The sequence below is a fragment of the Peteryoungia algae genome (assembly GCF_030369675.1).
Lineage (GTDB): Bacteria > Pseudomonadota > Alphaproteobacteria > Rhizobiales > Rhizobiaceae > Allorhizobium > Allorhizobium algae.
Genome location: NZ_CP128477.1, coordinates 799,058 through 815,652, shown reverse-complemented (window position 1 = coordinate 815,652; position 16,595 = coordinate 799,058). Strand labels below are relative to the sequence as shown.

Below are 16,595 nucleotides of genomic sequence, written 5' to 3'. Positions count from 1 at the left end.
TCATGAGCCAACCGCCACGGCTTTGTCCGACAGACCACCGAAGCGACGGTCGCGCGCCGCGTATCGTTCCAGGACACTGTCGAACAGTGCCGGCGTGAAATCCGGCCAGAAGTCGGGCACGAACATCAGCTCGGCATAGGCCGCCTGCCAGAGCAGGAAGTTCGACAGACGCTCCTCGCCGCTCGTGCGGATCACCAGATCCGGATCCGGAATGCCGGCCGTATCGAGAAAGTCGTTGAGCTTTTGTGCATCGATCTGGGACGGATCGAGCCTGCCGGCCCGCACTTCGACCGCCAGACGTGCCGCAGCCCGTGCGATCTCGTCACGCGATCCGTAGTTGAAGGCAATCACGAGGGTCATGGCCGTATTGTCGGCCGTCGTCTCTTCCGCTTCGAGAAGGAGCGACAGAATGTCGTCGCGGAGGTTCAGCCGGTCTCCGATGACGCGGACACGAACTCCCGACCGGTGCAGTTCGGCCAGATCACGGCGAATGAAGGCTTTCAGGAGACCAAAGAGTTCGTTGACCTCGGCTTCCGGTCGCCGCCAGTTTTCCGACGAGAAGGCAAACAGGGTCAGAACCGAGATCCCGGCCTCGCCTGCTGCCTTTACCGTCTCACGGACCGCCTCGACCCCCTTGCGGTGGCCAAGGGTTCGCGGCAAGCCGCGCGCGTTCGCCCAGCGTCCGTTGCCATCCATGATGATCGCAACATGCTGCGGAACGATGCGATGATGAATTGTCGACATTGGCGAGGATCCAGGCGGCTCGGAGAGTACGGCGAAAGACGACTCTGCCTTAAACCTGCATGATTTCCTTTTCCTTGTCCGCGAGCAAGCGGTCGACGTCGACAATCGTCTCGTCGGTCATCTTCTGCACCTTCTCGGACAGGGAACGGCTGTCGTCCTGGCTGATAGCGCCATCCTTCTCGGCCTTCTTCAGGCCGTCCATGCCGTCGCGGCGGACGTGGCGGATGGCAACCTTGGCCTTCTCTGCGTAATCATGCGCGACCTTGACGAGCGACTTGCGGCGCTCTTCGTTCAATTCCGGCAGAGGAATGCGCAGGTTCTGCCCGTCCATGATCGGGTTGAGGCCGAGATTGGCTTCGCGGATCGCACGGTCGACAGCGTTGGCCATGGACTTGTCCCAGATCGAGACACCCAGCATGCGCGGCTCGGGCACGGTCACGTTGGCCACCTGATTCAGCGGCACGCGCGAACCATAGGCTTCGACCATAACCGGATCGAGGATATTGGCCGAGGCGCGGCCCGTGCGCAGCGACGCGATATCGTTCTTGAATGCGTTGATGGCACCGTCCATGCGGCGCTTGATGTCGTTGAGATCAACCCCTGCGGTCATCATGGTTCTCCCATTGCTCTTTCAGCCGGCGGCATCACTGGATGTCCGCCATTCATTTTGATCAGTTGTCGGTGACGATGGTCATGAGACCGGCGCCGGACAGGATTTCGCCGAAGCCACCCTTCTCATGGATCGAGAAGACGATGATCGGTATGTGGTTTTCGCGCGCCAGGGCGACAGCTGCAACATCCATGACGGCGAGCCCCTTCTGCAGGACTTCGTCATGCGTGAGCCGGTCGAAGCGGGTGGCGTCTGGTTCCTTCTTCGGGTCGGCGGAATAGATCCCGTCCACCTGTGTTCCCTTGAAGATCGCCTCGGCACCGATCTCGGCTGCGCGCAATGCCGCAGCGGAATCGGTGGTGAAGAATGGATTGCCCGTACCGCCTGCAAAAATTACCACCCTGCCCTGCGCCAGATGGTGCAAGGCGGCGCGCTGCGAGAAGCTCTCGCAAATCTCCGGCATGGCGATCGCCGAAAGAACGACCGTATCGATGTCGCGTTTGCGCAGGGACGTGGCAAGCGCCAGCGCGTTGATGACGGTTGCCAGCATGCCCATATGGTCGCCGGTCACCCGATCGCCGCCCTTGGAGGCGACAGCCACACCGCGGAAGATGTTGCCCCCGCCGACGACGACGCCGACTTCCACGCCCATGCGCCGGGCTTCTGCGATGTCGCCGGCAATCCGATCTGCCACCGCGACATCAATCCCGAAGCCCTGGCTTCCCATGAGGGCCTCGCCGGAAGCCTTGAGGAGGACGCGTTTGAACAATGGCTTGACGGACATGAGTGCTCCCGAATTCAATTCAGTGCCGGATACACGAAGGGCACCGCGTTGTCACGCGATGCCCGATGTTTTCCCTTGAAAGGATAGGGCGATCAGCCCTTGGCGACAGCAGCCACTTCGGCGGCGAAGTCGCTCTCTTCCTTCTCGATGCCTTCGCCGAGCAGCAGACGAGCCATGCCGGTGACTTCGATCGGAGCGCCGGCATCCTTCTCGGCAGCCTTGATGGCGTCGCCGACCGTCAGATCCGGGTTGATGACGAAAGCCTGCGACAGAAGCGCGACTTCCTCGAAGAACTTGCGCATGCGGCCTTCGACCATCTTCTCGATGATGGCGTCCGGCTTGCCCGAGGCGCGCGACTGTTCGATGAAGACATTGCGCTCGCGCTCGGCGACGGCGGCATCGACTTCTTCCGAACGGATGGCAAGCGGGTTGGTCGCAGCGATGTGCATGGCGACCTGACGGCCGATGGCAGCCAGAACGTCCTTGTTGCCGGTCGACTTCAGCGCAACGAGCACGCCGAGCTTGCCGAGGCCTTCGGAGGCGGCATTGTGGACGTAGGTCGCGACGACACCATCCTCGACCGAGAGCTTGACGGCGCGGCGCAGCGTCATGTTCTCGCCGATATGGGCGATTGCGTCCTTGATGGTGTCGGCAACCGACTTGCCGCTGGCCGGATAGGTGGCAGCGCTGATCGCATCGACGGTACCGTCGGTGCCGATGGCAACGGAAGCCACGCCGCGGACGAGGTCCTGGAAGGCGTCGTTACGGGCAACGAAGTCGGTTTCGGAGTTGACTTCGACGACAACGGCCGAGGTGCCGGCGCCATTGATGCCGACCAGGCCTTCGGCGGCCGTGCGGCCCGACTTCTTGTCGGCCTTGGCGATACCCTTGGCGCGCAGCCAGTCGATGGCGGCTTCGACGTCACCGTCGTTCTCGATGAGAGCCTTCTTGCAATCCATCATGCCTGCGCCGGACTTTTCGCGCAGTTCCTTAACCAGTGCTGCAGTGATTTCAGCCATTGTGTGCCTCTTGTCTGTTCAAGCGATGCGCCAGCCGATCGTGATCCCGGAGCATGCTGTTTGGGGGACGAAATGTACCCGGAAGTGTGACAACGTGATGAAGCAGGTCACCACGAAAACCTTGAACGCATTCAGGACCGTATCGGTGACAGGTCGCCGGAATTGCGAGGCCGCCCGAGGCTCAGACGAGCTTTCGGGCGGCCGTATCCCTTGACGGGGCGCGGCGGATCAGGTCCGCCGCGTTCGAAGCATCAAGCTTCTGCTTCGGTCTCGAGAGCCGGCTCGATCGGAGCTTCGGCAGAGGCGCCGATGTCACGACCAGACGAACCCTGCTGGCGAGCGATACCGTCGATGGCAGCGCGCGAGATCAGGTCGCAGTAGAGAGCGATGGCGCGCGAAGCGTCGTCGTTGCCCGGGATCGGATAGTCGATGAGGTCCGGATCGCAGTTCGAGTCGATGACAGCAACAACCGGGATGCCGAGGCGCTTGGCTTCGTCGATCGCGATCTTTTCCTTGTTGGTGTCGATGATGAACATCAGGTCGGGGGTGCCGCCCATGTCGCGGATACCGCCGAGAGCCTTTTCAAGCTTCTCGCGTTCGCGCTCAAGGTTCAGGCGCTCCTTCTTGGAGTAACCAGATACTTCCGAAGACAGGATTTCATCGAGCTTGCGCAGACGGGCGATCGAGTTCGAAATGGTCTTCCAGTTGGTCATCATGCCGCCGAGCCAGCGGGAGTTGACATAGTACTGGGCCGAACGCTTGGCGCTGTCAGCGATGATTTCCGAAGCCTGACGCTTGGTGCCGACGAAGAGGACGCGGCCGCCACGAGCGACGGTGTCGGACACGACCTGCAGGGCGCGCGACAGCATCGGAACGGTCTGAGCCAGGTCGATGATGTGGATGTTGCTACGATCGCCGAAGATGTACGGCTTCATCTTCGGGTTCCAGCGGTGCGTCTGGTGACCGAAGTGAACGCCAGCTTCCAGAAGCTGACGCATGCTAAAATCAGGCAATGCCATGCCTTTTTCTCCTTTTTCCGGTTGAACCCCCGCGAGGCAAACAGCAGACCTTTCGGCCTGCCACCGGGCGGAAGCGGCAGGATTTCTCCCTGTCGATCCCAAGCCTCGCGTGTGGAATGATGCGGGCCATACAGGTGCGACGGCCAAAAATCAAGTGTGGAAGCGGCGAATATACCGCGGCCTCTGCCGATTACTGGCAATCGCCGTTCGGCTTGCCAAGGACTTCAAGCTTGGTCAGCTTGCCGGCCAGGACAAAATCACCGTAGTCGAGCGTGAGATCACGTGTCACGCCATTCTCGTAAAGCTTGAAGGACTGACTGTAGATCGGCACCTGGTCGCCTCTTGTCTTCTCGTCGAAATAGGCGATCGAGACAGGCCAGTACTGCTGCGTTCCAAGGGACGCCAGGGCCTTGGCTTCCGGATCCGCAGCACTCGACTTCTTCGGTCCACCAACGATCGTGGTGGTCAGGAAGGTCTGGTCACCATCTTCGGAGCCATCGAAGATCCGTGATTCGAAGACCTGCTCGCCCTTGCGGGCGCGGGAGATCACTTCGAGCATGTGCTCGGCGGGGAAACGGCTGTCAGCAAGCTCGATATCACGCTTGTCGGGTCCGGTGAGTTCGATCCTGACCTTGCCATCGGCTTCGGCGGCAGCGCCGCTCACGTCCTTGTCCAACTGGTCGTCGGTGAAGGACTTGTTTTCGAATCGGAACTTGCCAGCCGACACGTCTTCGAAGGTGGTCGAGCGCTGATCGGTGACGCGCACGCCGTCGCCGACGTCGATGCGCGTGACAAAACGAAACTGGGTGTTGAATCCCTTGCAGGCCGAGCCGCTGAATTCATAGACCATGCGCCCGCGCACGGATTCGATGCCCGAGCGGTCGGATGCCTCTTTCAGCACAATTTCGTAGACGGCGCGGTGCGGCACGAGGCCGACAGTCGCCGCAGATGCCGCCGCCCCCGTGGCGCCCACGGCAGCAAGCGCCATCGACGCACGGACCGCCATTCGCAAAGGAAACATCGACACCCTCCTGTTGGACTCGTCCTCGATGTTATAAGAACACATCCGGCAAAAGCGAGACATGCTTTTCGTCGCCACGAGTTTCTCACCTTTTATCAACAGACCGGGAATCGACCATGTCCGACACAATCGACGGCCGCCTTGCAGCACTGGGCATCAGCCTGCCGGAAGCGGCTGCCCCCGCCGCCAATTACGTGCCCTATGTGATCAGCGGAAACCTGCTGTTTCTCTCCGGCCAACTTCCAATTGAAGGCGGAAAAGTGGCCGTGATCGGTCTGGTCGGCGGCGATGTCGCTCTCGCAGATGCCCAGAGAGCGGCCGAGCTCTGTGCAATCAACATCCTGGCTCAGGCCAAGGCTGCCCTTTCCGGCGACCTGTCGCGTATCACCCGGGTCGTCAAGCTCAACGGCTTCGTCGCCTCCGCGCCCGGTTTCGTCGAGCAGCACCTGGTCATCAACGGCGCCTCGAATCTGATTGCCAATGTGCTCGGCGACGCCGGCAAACATGCCCGCGCTGCCGTCGGCGTGGCGCAGCTGCCGCTGAATGCGGCCGTCGAGATCGATGCCATCCTGGAGATTGCCCAGTGAGCCGCGCCGACTGGATCAAGGATCTGCCGATTGCCCATCGCGGCTACCACGACATGAACAAGACCATCTGGGAAAACACGCTTTCGGCTTTCAGCCGGGCGATCGAGGCAGGCTTTGCCATCGAATGTGACATCCAGCTTTCCTCCGACAGCGTGCCGATGGTTTTCCACGACCATGACCTGCAACGTCTCTGCAATATGACCGGTGAAGTGCGTGAGCGCACCGCCGGCGAATTGCGCATGCTGTCCATTGGCGGGACGAAGGACAAGATCCCGACGCTTCGCCAGATGCTCGACCTGGTGAAGGGTCAGGTTCCGCTGGTGATCGAACTCAAGGGGATCGATGCCGAACATGACGACGGCTTTATCGAGGACGTGCTTGAGGTGCTCGAAGGCTATGAGGGCAAGGTCGCACTGATGAGCTTCGACTATCACCTGCTGCGCGCCCTCAAACTCGCAGAGTGCCCCTGGCCGGTCGGCCTGACGGCGGAAGGCATGAAGCCGGAGAACTTTGCCGCGCATGCGGAGGCCATGGAACTCGGCCTCGATTTCACCTCCTATTGCGTCGCGCATCTGCCCAATGAGTTCGTCACGGGCCTGCGTGAAAAGGGCACACCTGTGATTACCTGGACCGTCAGGGATGAAATCATGCGGGCGCAGACCTATAAATATGCTGATCAGATGACATTCGAAGGCTTCGACCCGCGCCAGTCGCCGGCGATCGCCTGACGGGAGATCCATGGCAGACGAGGTGACGATCCGCGTAGTCGGCTCCTTTCAGGAGATTTCATCCAGCGAATGGGGCCTGCTCTCCGGAGCGTGCCGTTCCGGGGCCGGCTACAATCCCTTCACCTCGCATGCCTTCCTCTCGGCCATTGAAGACTCGGGCTCGGCCACGGCCGAGACCGGCTGGATGGGCCATCACCTTCTGCTGGAGGAACAGGGGCGCCTGATCGGTGCAATCCCCTGTTACCTCAAGAGCCACAGCCAGGGCGAATATGTCTTCGACCACGGTTGGGCAGACGCCTTTCAGCGTGCCGGCGGACGCTACTATCCGAAACTGCAAGCCTCCATCCCCTTTACACCTGCAACCGGGCCGCGGCTCCTGGTGCGCCAGGGCGAGGATGTGATGCGGGTCCAGTCTCTCCTTGCCCAGGGGCTCCGGCAGGTTGCGCAAGAACTCGAATTCTCCTCGGCGCATATTACCTTCCTTACGCAAGGGGAGCTGACCTCCGTTACGGGAGCCAACTTCCTGCACCGGACTGACCAGCAGTTCCACTTCATCAATCGGGGCTATACGAACCACGAGGCTTTTCTCGCGGAGCTGTCTTCGTCCAAGCGCAAGACTCTGCGCAAGGAACGCCGGTCAGCACTCGAAAACGGATTGAGCATCGACTGGCTGACAGGCCGTGACCTGACGGAAGAGATCTGGGACCAGTTCTTCCACTTCTATATCGATACCGGCAGCCGCAAGTGGGGGCGCCCCTATCTCACCCGCATGTTCTATTCACTGGTCGGCGAGCGCATGGCCGACGACATCCTGCTGGTGATGGCGAAGCGCAACGGGCGCTATGTGGCCGGCGCGATCAATTTCATCGGCGCAGATGCCCTCTACGGTCGCCACTGGGGATGCATCGAGGATCACCCCTTCCTGCATTTCGAAGTCTGCTATCATCAGGCTATCGACTTTGCGCTGGAGAAGGGCCTCGCCCGCGTCGAGGCCGGCGCTCAAGGCGAGCACAAGCTGGCGCGCGGCTACGAGCCTGTCATCACCCATTCCGCCCATTTCATCACGCATCCGGGACTGCGTCGTGCCGTGGCGGACTATCTCGAACAGGAACGTCGCGAGGTCGCGCAGATCGGCGAATTTCTCGGCGAACACACCCCCTTCCGAAAAGGTGAGCGCCAACTGCGCGAAGGCGAGGAATTCGATGGTTGAGAGGCACAGTCCCTCCCTTGAAGCGGGGCGTGCCTTGCCGTTAAGTGGCCCGGACAATCGAGGAGACGACCATGACCGCCTATGATCCGAACAACATCTTCGCCAAGATCCTTGCCGGCGACATTCCCTCGGTCAAACTCTACGAAGACGAAGACACGCTCGCCTTCATGGACGTCATGCCGCAGGCGCCCGGCCATCTTCTCGTGATCCCGAAGGCTGGATCGCGCAACCTGCTCGATGCCGATCCGGCCGTGCTGTCGAAGCTCATGCCGGTCGTACAGAAACTCGCCAATGCGGCGAAAGAGGCCTTCGAGGCCGACGGCGTCTTTGTCGCGCAGTTCAACGAGCCCGCAGCCGGGCAGACCGTTTTCCACCTGCATTTTCACGTGATCCCAAGGCATGACGGCTTGCCGCTCAAACCGCATGCCGGTGGCATGGCCGATGTCGAGGTGCTGAAGGCTCAGGCGGAGAAGATCAAGGCTGCGCTCTGAACAGGCGCCGTCAATGGTGGCCAAACGTCAAGGTCAGCCGACAATCCCACCAAGCACCAGTGCGACCGCGGCCCCGACGAGCGCGAGAAGCATGATCGGGAACGCACGGGGCGAATGGGTTGCGCGGATCCGAGGAGACCGTTTGCGCAGATCTTCCGGGAGAACCTTGAACCGGGGCGGATCGCCGTGCTTCAGTGTTCGGAAGCGTACTACCTTGGACATTTCGCTTTCCTTTCTTGACCGATATTCACGATCTGGGAGGCGAAATGTGGCAAATCCAGCGATCACACGCGTCTGTGATCGCATGCGATCTCAGAGCCAGAGCAGGCCAGCCCCCAGGATTGCCAGAGGGACGACGACCCCGACGACGACGCGTTGGCCCGAGAGCAGGAAGGCTGCGAAGCCGAGACCTGCGGCCGCCAACCTGAGCCAGAGTGGCGAGTTTTCCAACATGCCTGAGGGAAAGACGACCAGTTTCGCGGTTACTGCCATGACGAGCGCGGTCGCAACCGCCCTCACCCAGTTCAGCACCTCGGAGCCCTCCCGCAGACGATTTCCGGCAATGACGCCCAGCCAGCGCCACATATCGGTCGCGAGCCAGCCGGCGACGATGATGACGACATAGGGCCAGTAATCCACCATCAGACCAGCTCCTCCACCGGCTCGTCCTTTATCGGCTCCGCGATCGCCGAGGCCTTGCCGCCCCGGATCGCGTAGCGATCGAAGAGATAAGCCAAAGTCCCGCCACCGAGACCGGCGATCAGGATATCAAAGCCTGGCACAACGGCCGCCAGAAGCGGCCCTGAGACGATGCCGACGACGAAGGCGACCTTGACGACGGACTGCCGTCCGGTCGCCCAGATCGAAGCGATAAAATAGACCGGCGTGAGGAAGAAGAGGAGACCCGCCACGACTGGCGGGAAACTCGCCACCAGCCCGTAGCATACGCCGACGAGGATGGTGTTGACCGTTACCAGCGTAATCCCGAACCCGGCGAAATAGGAGACACGCGCCTCCCGCGGCACGGTCTTGAAACTCCCCATGGCGAAGACCCAGGCCGTGATCGCGATGAAATGGGACAAGAGGAGCAGGAGCCATGTCGGCGTGCGCTCGGTTCGCATTTCCGGCACCAGCGAGGCCACCATCGGCATCATGCGGATCGATGACAGCGAGACGGCAAGAAAGATCGCGAGCAGGTTTGCACCACTTGTCATCGTGCCGATCAGGATCATCTTGGCCGGCAATGCCCAGACGGTCGCCGTCATGAACATGGCCTCGGCGCGCGTGATGCCGGATTGCAGGGCAAAAGCCGAAAAACCCACGAAGGAGATCATCAGGATGATCGCGGGCAGACTGAAGAGTCCGCGCATGCCGGTGAAAAACCACCGCATTTGTGAAATATCGGAGGGAGCCGAAGACATCTGAAATTCCGGATCGGCAAAAAGAAAGTGCCGGGCTTTGCGCCCGGCACGGTTTTTTCATGGACGTCGGCGCTTACTTCTTCTTCGGCACCTTCGGCACGGCCGACCGCTTGGGCTGCTTGGGCGCCTCGTCGATCACGGCAACGTCGCCGTCATCTTCAACGACGGAAGCCTTGGAGACCGGCTTGCGCTTGGCCTTGGCCGGCTTGGCCGGGGCCACCTCGGCTGATGGCTTCGGCTTGACCGGTGCCACTTCTGAGATCGCTTCCAGATCGAGGACCTCGTCGCCCGCCTCGTCGGTCTTGGTGCCGACCTTCACGACACCACCCTTTTTCAGCTTGCCGAACAGGATCTCGTTGGCCAGCGGCTTCTTGATATGCTCCTGAATGACACGGCCCAATGGACGGGCGCCCATCTTCTCGTCATAGCCATTCTTCGCCAGCCAGGCGATTGCAGGCTCCGACAGGTCGAAGGTGACGTTGCGTTCGGACAGCTGGGCCTCCAGCTGCATGACGAACTTCTGCACCACCTGGTGGATGACTTCCGTAGGCAACGGCGCGAACGGGATCGTCGCGTCGAGGCGGTTGCGGAATTCCGGAGTGAAGAGGCGGTTCAACGCTTCCTCATCCTCACCCGAGCGCTTCGACGAACCGAAGCCGATTGCCGACTTCGCCATCTCCGATGCGCCCGCATTCGTCGTCATGATCAGGATCACGTTGCGGAAGTCGATCTTCTTGCCGTTGTGGTCCGTCAGCTGGCCATGGTCCATGACCTGCAGCAGGATGTTGTAGATATCCGGATGCGCCTTCTCGATCTCATCGAGCAGCACGACCGAGTGCGGGTGCTGATCGACGCCATCGGTCAAGAGACCGCCCTGGTCGAAGCCGACATAGCCGGGAGGCGCCCCGAGAAGCCGCGAGACGGTGTGCCTTTCCATATACTCCGACATGTCGAAGCGCAGGAGTTCGACGCCGAGCGACGAGGCCAGCTGCTTGGCGACTTCCGTCTTGCCGACGCCTGTCGGGCCGGAGAAGACGTAGGAGCCGATCGGCTTGTTCGGTTCGCGAAGACCCGCACGGGCGAGCTTGATCGCCGTCGACAGGGCTTCGATCGCCTTGTCCTGGCCGTAGACGACCGAGCGCAATTCCTTTTCCAGGTTGGCGAGAACCATCTCGTCGTCCTTGGACACGGTCTTGGGCGGGATCCGGGCCATCGTCGCGATGGTGACCTCGATCTCCTTTTCGGTGATCAGCTTGCGGCGCTTGGACGCCGGCAGCAGCATCTGGGCCGCACCGGTTTCGTCGATCACGTCGATCGCCTTGTCCGGCAGCTTGCGGTCGGAGATGTAGCGGGCCGAAAGCTCGACGGCCGACTTGATCGCCTCGTTGGTGTAACGCAGCTTGTGATAGTCCTCGAAATAGGGCTTCAAGCCCTTCATGATTTCGATGGCATCATCGATCGACGGCTCGTTGACGTCGATCTTCTGGAACCGGCGGACAAGTGCGCGGTCCTTTTCAAAAAACTGCCGGTATTCCTTGTAGGTGGTCGAACCGATGCAGCGGATCGCTCCCGAAGAGAGCGCCGGCTTCAAGAGGTTCGACGCGTCCATGGCGCCGCCGGAGGTGGCACCTGCACCGATCACCGTGTGGATCTCGTCGATGAACAGCACAGCGCCCGGATACTCTTCGAGTTCCTTGACCACCTGCTTCAGCCGCTCCTCGAAGTCACCGCGATAGCGCGTGCCGGCGAGCAGCGTGCCCATGTCGAGCGAAAAGATCGTCGCGTCCGCGAGGGCCTCGGGAACCTTGCCCTCGACGATGCGCTTGGCAAGCCCCTCGGCGATCGCCGTCTTGCCGACGCCGGGATCACCGACATAAAGCGGATTGTTCTTGGAACGACGGCACAGAACTTGGATCGTCCGGTTCACTTCGCTGTGGCGACCGATCAAGGGATCGATGCGGCCGGTCTTGGCCTTTTCGTTCAGGTTGACGCAGTAGGCCTTCAAGGCTTCCTGCTTGCCCTTGGCAGCACCTTCCTCGGGCTCGCGTCCCTGCTTGACTTCGGGTTCTCCCTCGTCGGAACCACGGGGGCTCCGAACCTGCGAGGCGCCAGGCCGCTTGCCAATGCCATGCGAGATATAATTGACCGCGTCATAGCGGGTCATCTCCTGCTCCTGCAGGAAATAGGCGGCATTGCTCTCGCGTTCGGCGAAGATCGCAACGAGGACGTTGGCGCCGGTCACTTCCTCGCGACCGGAGGACTGGACATGGATGACGGCCCGCTGGATGACACGCTGGAAGCTCGACGTGGGCTTCGAGTCCTCGTCGTAACCCGTGATCAGATTGGCGAGATCGTTGTCGACGAAGTCGGACACGGTCTTGCGAAGGGAATCGAGGTTGACGTTACAGGCCCCCATCACGGCGGCGGCGTCGGCGTCATCGATCAGCGCGAGCAGCAGGTGCTCAAGCGTCGCGTATTCGTGGTGACGCTCATTGGCGTAGGTCAGTGCCTGATGCAGCGCTTTTTCGAGGCTGGGCGAAAATGTTGGCACGTCTGATCCTCACTTCTTTTCCATGACGCATTGAAGCGGATGTTCATGTTGCCTGGCGAAATCCATCACCTGTGAGACTTTGGTTTCGGCGACTTCGTAGGTGAAGACACCACATTCGCCCACTCCATGATTGTGAACATGCAGCATGATGCGGGTGGCGGCTTCCCTGTCCTTCTGGAAGAAGCGCTCCAGGATATGGATCACGAATTCCATCGGTGTGTAGTCGTCGTTCAGAAGCAGGACGCGATACAGATCGGGCTTCTTCGTCTTCGGCTTGGTGCGGGTGATCACCGAGGTGCCGCGATTGGCGTTTTCCCCGTCACCCTGGCTTTGCATGAAGACCGGCTTTGCAGTCATTTCAGTTCATTCTCCGTTGTCCGGCCGGTTTGCCGTTACACATCGGTGCGGACGAACACTCAGCACAGTAAGGTAGTTCATTATGCGGTGATTTTAAGCCCCCCGGACATCAGTGACGACAATTTGTCACGAAGACCGCAATGGCGAGAAGATTGAACAATCAGGTTATAGCAGCGGGTACAAATGACAAGACCGGCCGTGCAGGGCACGGCCGGTCTCGCATGTTACGCGCAAGCTTCGATCAGGCGGCAGCAGACATCGGCGCCATGGCCTTGCCCACAACGCCCTCGTAGGGCTTGTAAGCGACCTTGGCGAGATCGGCATACATCTCGCCCATCTTGGTCGCTTCTGCGACGAAGCTCTCATAGGAAGACTTCATGAAGGAGGTCTGCAGCTCGAATGCCGCCTCGACGCTCTTCACCGAAGTCAGGGCTTCCATGTAGGAAGCCATGTCCTGGAATGACTTCTTGGAGTAGTCCGTTGCTTCCGTGGCAATCGCCTGGAAACCCTTGGTCACCTCCGAATAGTTCTTCATCATGGTGTCCATGGCTTCTTTGCTCTTCTTGCTGGCGTCATCGATGTTGAACATGCGAACACTCCTCCCTTGTCAGGCATATCAGATAGCCCAAAGATAGCAGTCGCACAAAATCGGTCAAGCAATTTTGTGCATTGCACAACAATCGTCAATTGTAAGCCGGACAACAAATAAGGGGCCGTACCCATCGGCACAGCCCCCTTTGCAACGCGTATCAAAGGCTTCTCGCCGCTAGGCGGTCGGCAATGGCCCGACAATCAGAGATCGACGTCGAGGATCGCCATCGAGAAATTGTAGGAGAGATCGCCGTCTTCATCATCCTTGAAGACCACGCCGAGAAACTCGTCACCGACATAGACTTCAGCAGAATCGTCCTTGCGGGGACGAGCCTTCACGCTCATCGTCGGGTTGAAGGTGCGCTTGAAATAGGCGTCGAGCTTCTTCAGTTCTTCCGGCTTCACACTGTCTCTCCATGGACTGTTTTCGGGGAGTGGTCGAATTGCGCGCTTGTCGCACGGCCTTTCCGCCGATGTAAAGCCGCAAAGAAAAGTTTGCCCCCGGCAAGCCGGATCGCTCTCGGCCCGGCGCATCGCGGACGCCTCAGATCTCCGAGGCGATCATCTGATCCATCGAGCGGCTCGGCTCGGCACATCCCGCCTCACCGACCACCCGCGCCGGAACGCCGGCGACCGTGGTGCATTTCGGCACGGGCTTGAGAACCACAGAACCGGCGGCAATGCGCGAGCAACTGCCGACTTCGATATTGCCGAGCACCTTGGCCCCTGCCCCGATCAGAACGCCGTCACCGATCTTCGGATGGCGATCGGCGCCTTCCTTCCCGGTGCCGCCGAGCGTGACGCCATGCAGGATCGACACATTGTCACCGATGCGGGCCGTTTCGCCAACAACAAGCCCCGTGGCGTGATCGAGGAAGATACCCTTGCCGATGCGTGCGGCCGGATTGATGTCCGTCTGGAACATGTTCGACGATCGGCTCTGCAGATAAAGCGCGAAGTCCCGGCGTCCATTTTTCCACAGCCAATGCGCCAGACGATGCGTCTGGATGGCGTGAAAGCCCTTGAAATAGAGGACCGGCTCCATGAACCGCGTGCAGGCCGGATCGCGGTCGTAGACGGCCTGTATGTCGACCCTCAGGATCGCGCCCCATTCCGGCCAATCTCTCATCATGGCCTCGAAGGCCTGACGCAGGACAATCGCCGGCACGTCCGAATGATCGAGGCGCTCGCAGATCCGGTAGATTACACAATCCTCCAGCGAGCGGTGGCTCAGCACCGTCGAATGGAAGAAGGCCGCCAGCATCGGATCGCGATCAGCCGCCACGCGGGCTTCGTGCCGCAGGCTGTCCCAGATCGGATCCATGGACTTGACGGTTTCTGTCTTGAGGACGTCGTTGTGTGCGACCATTGCAGGTCTCCTCGTTCGTCTTGGAATGGCATTATATAGTCGAACACCTGTCGAACTCAAATGGGGCACGCATGAAACAATCGCACAGCTTTGCCACTGGCTTTATCAAGGCTTTCTGTGAAGCTGGAACGGGGCTTCTGGTGCTCGACAATCCGCAACGGAAAAATGCGGTTACGGCAGCCATGTGGCGCGCAATTCCGGACGCCATCCATTGGCTGCATGTCGACGCGGGCGCCCGGGTCATCGTGCTGGCCGGCGGCGGTCATGCAGACTTCTGTGCCGGAGCAGACATTTCGGAATTTAGCGAATTAAGGAAGGATGCGGCGACGGCCCGGATCTACGAAGCTTCGAACAGCCGCGCCTTCGCAGCCATACGCGAAGCACCTGTCCCCGTCATCGCGGCGATCCGTGGCGTCTGCTATGGCGGCGGCTTTGGTCTGGCCGCAGCCGCCGACCTGCGGCTCGCCTCCTCCGATGCCGTCTTCGCGGTGCCCGCCGCCCGGCTCGGCCTCGCCTATCCGGCCGATGCCGTTCAGGATTTCGTGCGGAGCCTGGGCAGTCAGCTGGCACGGCGCTTACTCTTCACCGGTGGAGCCCTCAAGGCTCAGGAACTCCTGGCCAGCGGTTTTCTGTCCGAACTGACAGGCCCCGACGATCTGGATCAACGGGCGCAGAACCTCGGCGATACGATCGCAGCCAATGCCCCCCTGTCGCTGCGGGCCTCCAAGCTCGCCTTGCGCGCCGTCGAACAAGGAGATGACGACCTCTTGCGCGAGGCCGAAATCATCGGTGCATCGACCTTCGAGAGTGACGACTATCGTGAAGGCCGCGCAGCTTTCGCCGAACGCCGCCGGCCGATTTTCACGGGGCGCTGAGGGTCAGCGGCGCTCAAGTTCGGAATAGAAATCCAGCACCGCCTTCTTGAAGACCCTATCGCCAACGGCCAGCATGTGGTCGCGGTTGGGAATGTCGAGCGCTATGGCACGCGGCATCAGCTCGGCCAGCTCATGCGGCGAGCCGGCGATATCGTCCTTCGTCCCGACGCCGATCAGACAAGGCAGATCGACCTTGGCAATGTCCTCGCGGCGCACCAGGTCCCGGGAGGTGCGGATGCAGGCCGCAAGCGCCAGCCGGTCCGACTTCGTCTGATCCGCAAAGGCGCGGAACATGCGGCCACGTTCGTGGACCACGTCGGAAAGCGACGGAGCAAGCAGCGCGTCGGCGATCGGATCCCAATCCCCCACACCGTCGCACATGCCGATGCCGAGCCCACCGAAAACGAGCGAGCGTACGCGGTCGGGATGCTCGATGGCAAGGAAGGCGGAGATGCGGGCGCCCATCGAATAGCCCATGACATGGGCGTCGGCGATGCCGAGATGGGTCAGCAGGGCGGCTGCGTCCCCGGCCATGGACGTCGGGTGATAGGCTTCAGGATCATGCGGCTTGGCGCTGGCGCCATGGCCGCGATTGTCAATGGCGATGACCCGATAGCCTGCATCTCCCAGCGTCCTCAGCCAGCCGGGAAAAACCCAGTTGACGCTGGCCGTCGAGGCAAAACCGTGAATGAGCAAAACCGGGTCGCCTGCGGGATCGCCGTCGTCGAAATAGGCGAGTTCGAGGCCTTCGTTGCGAAAGCTGGAAAACGATGGCGCGTCGAGATTCATCGATCAGTCCTTGTGAACCGGGGTAAGCCTGGGCGGGCAACCATAGCCAAGACATCCCTGACATCAATTGCCGCATGCGGATTTTCTGTGATTTTTGCCAGGTGCTGGCTCTACACATTTGCGAAGGAGGGCGCTAATGTCCGCGCCAATTCGCAAAGCATTTTCGGAGCAACACATGGCCGGCCACACCATTCCCCATTTCCAGAACGACGGCGGTCATCGCGTGATCGAAGTCGGCGTGAAGGAATTCATGTGCACCGGCGCATCCGTGCCCTACGACCATCCGCACATCTTCATCGACATGGGGCATGACAATGAAAAGGTCTGTTCCTACTGTTCGACACTCTTTCGCTACAATCCCAGCCTCAAAGCTGAACAGACCAACCCGCCCGGCTGCGTCTTTCACGTCAAGGCTGCGTGACCGCAGGG

General features: G+C 60.8%; 21 protein-coding genes. 6 read left to right on the top strand and 15 right to left on the bottom strand.

Annotation, left to right across the window (positions count from 1 at the left end):
- The 6 genes from QTL56_RS04200 to QTL56_RS04175 all read right to left on the bottom strand — a co-directional run bounded on the left by QTL56_RS04200 (position 1) and on the right by QTL56_RS04175 (position 5,182).
- The gene (locus QTL56_RS04200; RefSeq protein WP_245136925.1) at positions 1–744 is read right to left on the bottom strand and encodes an isoprenyl transferase; all 744 of its coding nucleotides are present in this window, start codon (positions 742–744) and stop codon (positions 1–3) included.
- A 49-nt stretch (positions 745–793) separates the two neighbouring features.
- Positions 794–1,354, bottom strand: a complete 561-nt coding sequence (gene frr / locus QTL56_RS04195) for a ribosome recycling factor (RefSeq protein WP_245136926.1) — start codon at positions 1,352–1,354, stop codon at positions 794–796.
- Between the two features lie 61 nt (positions 1,355–1,415).
- Positions 1,416–2,138, bottom strand: a complete 723-nt coding sequence (gene pyrH / locus QTL56_RS04190; protein ID WP_229576276.1) for a UMP kinase — start codon at positions 2,136–2,138, stop codon at positions 1,416–1,418.
- A gap of 92 nt (positions 2,139–2,230) precedes the next feature.
- Positions 2,231–3,157: a translation elongation factor Ts gene (gene tsf / locus QTL56_RS04185; protein ID WP_229576277.1), complete on the bottom strand. Its 927-nt coding sequence runs from the start codon at positions 3,155–3,157 to the stop codon at positions 2,231–2,233.
- 251 nt (positions 3,158–3,408) lie between these two features.
- Entirely contained in the window at positions 3,409–4,176 is a 768-nt protein-coding gene (rpsB, locus tag QTL56_RS04180; protein WP_245136927.1) for a 30S ribosomal protein S2, read from the bottom strand.
- A gap of 190 nt (positions 4,177–4,366) precedes the next feature.
- Entirely contained in the window at positions 4,367–5,182 is an 816-nt protein-coding gene (locus QTL56_RS04175) for a cell envelope integrity EipB family protein (protein WP_370660342.1), read from the bottom strand.
- 131 nt (positions 5,183–5,313) lie between these two features.
- Here QTL56_RS04175 and QTL56_RS04170 point away from each other — a divergent pair, with 131 nt between their 5' ends.
- From QTL56_RS04170 to QTL56_RS04155, 4 genes are all read left to right on the top strand, one after another.
- Positions 5,314–5,784: a RidA family protein gene (locus QTL56_RS04170; RefSeq protein ID WP_245136928.1), complete on the top strand. Its 471-nt coding sequence runs from the start codon at positions 5,314–5,316 to the stop codon at positions 5,782–5,784.
- Positions 5,781–6,512, top strand: coding sequence for a glycerophosphodiester phosphodiesterase (locus QTL56_RS04165; protein WP_245136929.1), 732 nt, complete (start codon positions 5,781–5,783; stop codon positions 6,510–6,512). The genes QTL56_RS04170 and QTL56_RS04165 overlap by 4 nt, the downstream gene beginning before the upstream one ends.
- 10 nt (positions 6,513–6,522) lie before the next feature.
- Complete coding sequence (locus QTL56_RS04160; protein WP_245136930.1) at positions 6,523–7,722, top strand: GNAT family N-acetyltransferase; 1,200 nt, start codon at positions 6,523–6,525, stop codon at positions 7,720–7,722.
- Between the two features lie 71 nt (positions 7,723–7,793).
- Complete coding sequence (locus QTL56_RS04155) at positions 7,794–8,213, top strand: HIT family protein (RefSeq protein ID WP_245136931.1); 420 nt, start codon at positions 7,794–7,796, stop codon at positions 8,211–8,213.
- A gap of 33 nt (positions 8,214–8,246) precedes the next feature.
- Here the strand turns inward: QTL56_RS04155 and QTL56_RS04150 are convergent, their stop codons facing one another.
- The 8 genes from QTL56_RS04150 to cysE all read right to left on the bottom strand — a co-directional run bounded on the left by QTL56_RS04150 (position 8,247) and on the right by cysE (position 14,502).
- Complete coding sequence (locus QTL56_RS04150) at positions 8,247–8,435, bottom strand: hypothetical protein (protein WP_245136932.1); 189 nt, start codon at positions 8,433–8,435, stop codon at positions 8,247–8,249.
- Positions 8,436–8,525: 90 nt separating this feature from the next.
- Positions 8,526–8,855 (bottom strand): AzlD domain-containing protein, encoded by a 330-nt coding sequence (locus tag QTL56_RS04145; protein ID WP_370660321.1) that lies wholly within the window; start codon positions 8,853–8,855, stop codon positions 8,526–8,528.
- Positions 8,855–9,634: an AzlC family ABC transporter permease gene (locus QTL56_RS04140; RefSeq protein WP_245136933.1), complete on the bottom strand. Its 780-nt coding sequence runs from the start codon at positions 9,632–9,634 to the stop codon at positions 8,855–8,857. The genes QTL56_RS04145 and QTL56_RS04140 overlap by 1 nt, the downstream gene beginning before the upstream one ends.
- 73 nt (positions 9,635–9,707) lie before the next feature.
- The gene (gene clpA / locus QTL56_RS04135; protein ID WP_245136934.1) at positions 9,708–12,185 is read right to left on the bottom strand and encodes an ATP-dependent Clp protease ATP-binding subunit ClpA; all 2,478 of its coding nucleotides are present in this window, start codon (positions 12,183–12,185) and stop codon (positions 9,708–9,710) included.
- A 9-nt stretch (positions 12,186–12,194) separates the two neighbouring features.
- Positions 12,195–12,542, bottom strand: a complete 348-nt coding sequence (clpS, locus tag QTL56_RS04130) for an ATP-dependent Clp protease adapter ClpS (RefSeq protein ID WP_102019968.1) — start codon at positions 12,540–12,542, stop codon at positions 12,195–12,197.
- A gap of 241 nt (positions 12,543–12,783) precedes the next feature.
- Positions 12,784–13,131, bottom strand: coding sequence for a phasin family protein (locus QTL56_RS04125; protein WP_229576286.1), 348 nt, complete (start codon positions 13,129–13,131; stop codon positions 12,784–12,786).
- Positions 13,132–13,334: 203 nt separating this feature from the next.
- Positions 13,335–13,538 (bottom strand): DUF3126 family protein, encoded by a 204-nt coding sequence (locus tag QTL56_RS04120; RefSeq protein WP_006728476.1) that lies wholly within the window; start codon positions 13,536–13,538, stop codon positions 13,335–13,337.
- Between the two features lie 139 nt (positions 13,539–13,677).
- Positions 13,678–14,502, bottom strand: coding sequence for a serine O-acetyltransferase (gene cysE, locus QTL56_RS04115; RefSeq protein WP_229576287.1), 825 nt, complete (start codon positions 14,500–14,502; stop codon positions 13,678–13,680).
- Between the two features lie 71 nt (positions 14,503–14,573).
- Between cysE and QTL56_RS04110 the strand changes: the two genes are divergently transcribed.
- Positions 14,574–15,377 carry an enoyl-CoA hydratase-related protein gene (locus QTL56_RS04110; RefSeq protein WP_245136935.1) on the top strand — a complete coding sequence of 268 codons (804 nt, stop codon included), beginning with the start codon at positions 14,574–14,576 and terminating at the stop codon, positions 15,375–15,377.
- 3 nt (positions 15,378–15,380) lie between these two features.
- Here QTL56_RS04110 and QTL56_RS04105 read toward each other — a convergent pair whose 3' ends face one another.
- Positions 15,381–16,166: an alpha/beta fold hydrolase gene (locus QTL56_RS04105; RefSeq protein WP_245136936.1), complete on the bottom strand. Its 786-nt coding sequence runs from the start codon at positions 16,164–16,166 to the stop codon at positions 15,381–15,383.
- Positions 16,167–16,341: 175 nt separating this feature from the next.
- Between QTL56_RS04105 and QTL56_RS04100 the strand changes: the two genes are divergently transcribed.
- Entirely contained in the window at positions 16,342–16,587 is a 246-nt protein-coding gene (locus QTL56_RS04100) for a zinc-finger domain-containing protein (RefSeq protein WP_112245802.1), read from the top strand.
- The last annotated feature ends 8 nt before the right edge of the window (positions 16,588–16,595 follow it).

Bases quoted from the DNA above. Each gene is read 5' to 3' on its own strand.
- QTL56_RS04100 (WP_112245802.1), top strand. From the start codon at position 16,342: ATGGCCGGCCACACCATTCCCCATTTCCAGAACGACGGCGGTCATCGC.
- QTL56_RS04105 (WP_245136936.1), bottom strand. From the start codon at position 16,166: ATGAATCTCGACGCGCCATCGTTTTCCAGCTTTCGCAACGAAGGCCTC.
- QTL56_RS04150 (WP_245136932.1), bottom strand. From the start codon at position 8,435: ATGTCCAAGGTAGTACGCTTCCGAACACTGAAGCACGGCGATCCGCCC.
- QTL56_RS04175 (WP_370660342.1), bottom strand. From the start codon at position 5,182: ATGGCGGTCCGTGCGTCGATGGCGCTTGCTGCCGTGGGCGCCACGGGG.
- pyrH (WP_229576276.1), bottom strand. From the start codon at position 2,138: ATGTCCGTCAAGCCATTGTTCAAACGCGTCCTCCTCAAGGCTTCCGGC.
- cysE (WP_229576287.1), bottom strand. From the start codon at position 14,502: ATGGTCGCACACAACGACGTCCTCAAGACAGAAACCGTCAAGTCCATG.
- QTL56_RS04140 (WP_245136933.1), bottom strand. From the start codon at position 9,634: ATGTCTTCGGCTCCCTCCGATATTTCACAAATGCGGTGGTTTTTCACC.
- QTL56_RS04155 (WP_245136931.1), top strand. From the start codon at position 7,794: ATGACCGCCTATGATCCGAACAACATCTTCGCCAAGATCCTTGCCGGC.
- QTL56_RS04160 (WP_245136930.1), top strand. From the start codon at position 6,523: ATGGCAGACGAGGTGACGATCCGCGTAGTCGGCTCCTTTCAGGAGATT.
- rpsB (WP_245136927.1), bottom strand. From the start codon at position 4,176: ATGGCATTGCCTGATTTTAGCATGCGTCAGCTTCTGGAAGCTGGCGTT.
- frr (WP_245136926.1), bottom strand. From the start codon at position 1,354: ATGACCGCAGGGGTTGATCTCAACGACATCAAGCGCCGCATGGACGGT.
- tsf (WP_229576277.1), bottom strand. From the start codon at position 3,157: ATGGCTGAAATCACTGCAGCACTGGTTAAGGAACTGCGCGAAAAGTCC.
- QTL56_RS04170 (WP_245136928.1), top strand. From the start codon at position 5,314: ATGTCCGACACAATCGACGGCCGCCTTGCAGCACTGGGCATCAGCCTG.
- QTL56_RS04125 (WP_229576286.1), bottom strand. From the start codon at position 13,131: ATGTTCAACATCGATGACGCCAGCAAGAAGAGCAAAGAAGCCATGGAC.
- QTL56_RS04110 (WP_245136935.1), top strand. From the start codon at position 14,574: ATGAAACAATCGCACAGCTTTGCCACTGGCTTTATCAAGGCTTTCTGT.
- QTL56_RS04145 (WP_370660321.1), bottom strand. From the start codon at position 8,855: ATGGTGGATTACTGGCCCTATGTCGTCATCATCGTCGCCGGCTGGCTC.
- QTL56_RS04200 (WP_245136925.1), bottom strand. From the start codon at position 744: ATGTCGACAATTCATCATCGCATCGTTCCGCAGCATGTTGCGATCATC.
- clpS (WP_102019968.1), bottom strand. From the start codon at position 12,542: ATGACTGCAAAGCCGGTCTTCATGCAAAGCCAGGGTGACGGGGAAAAC.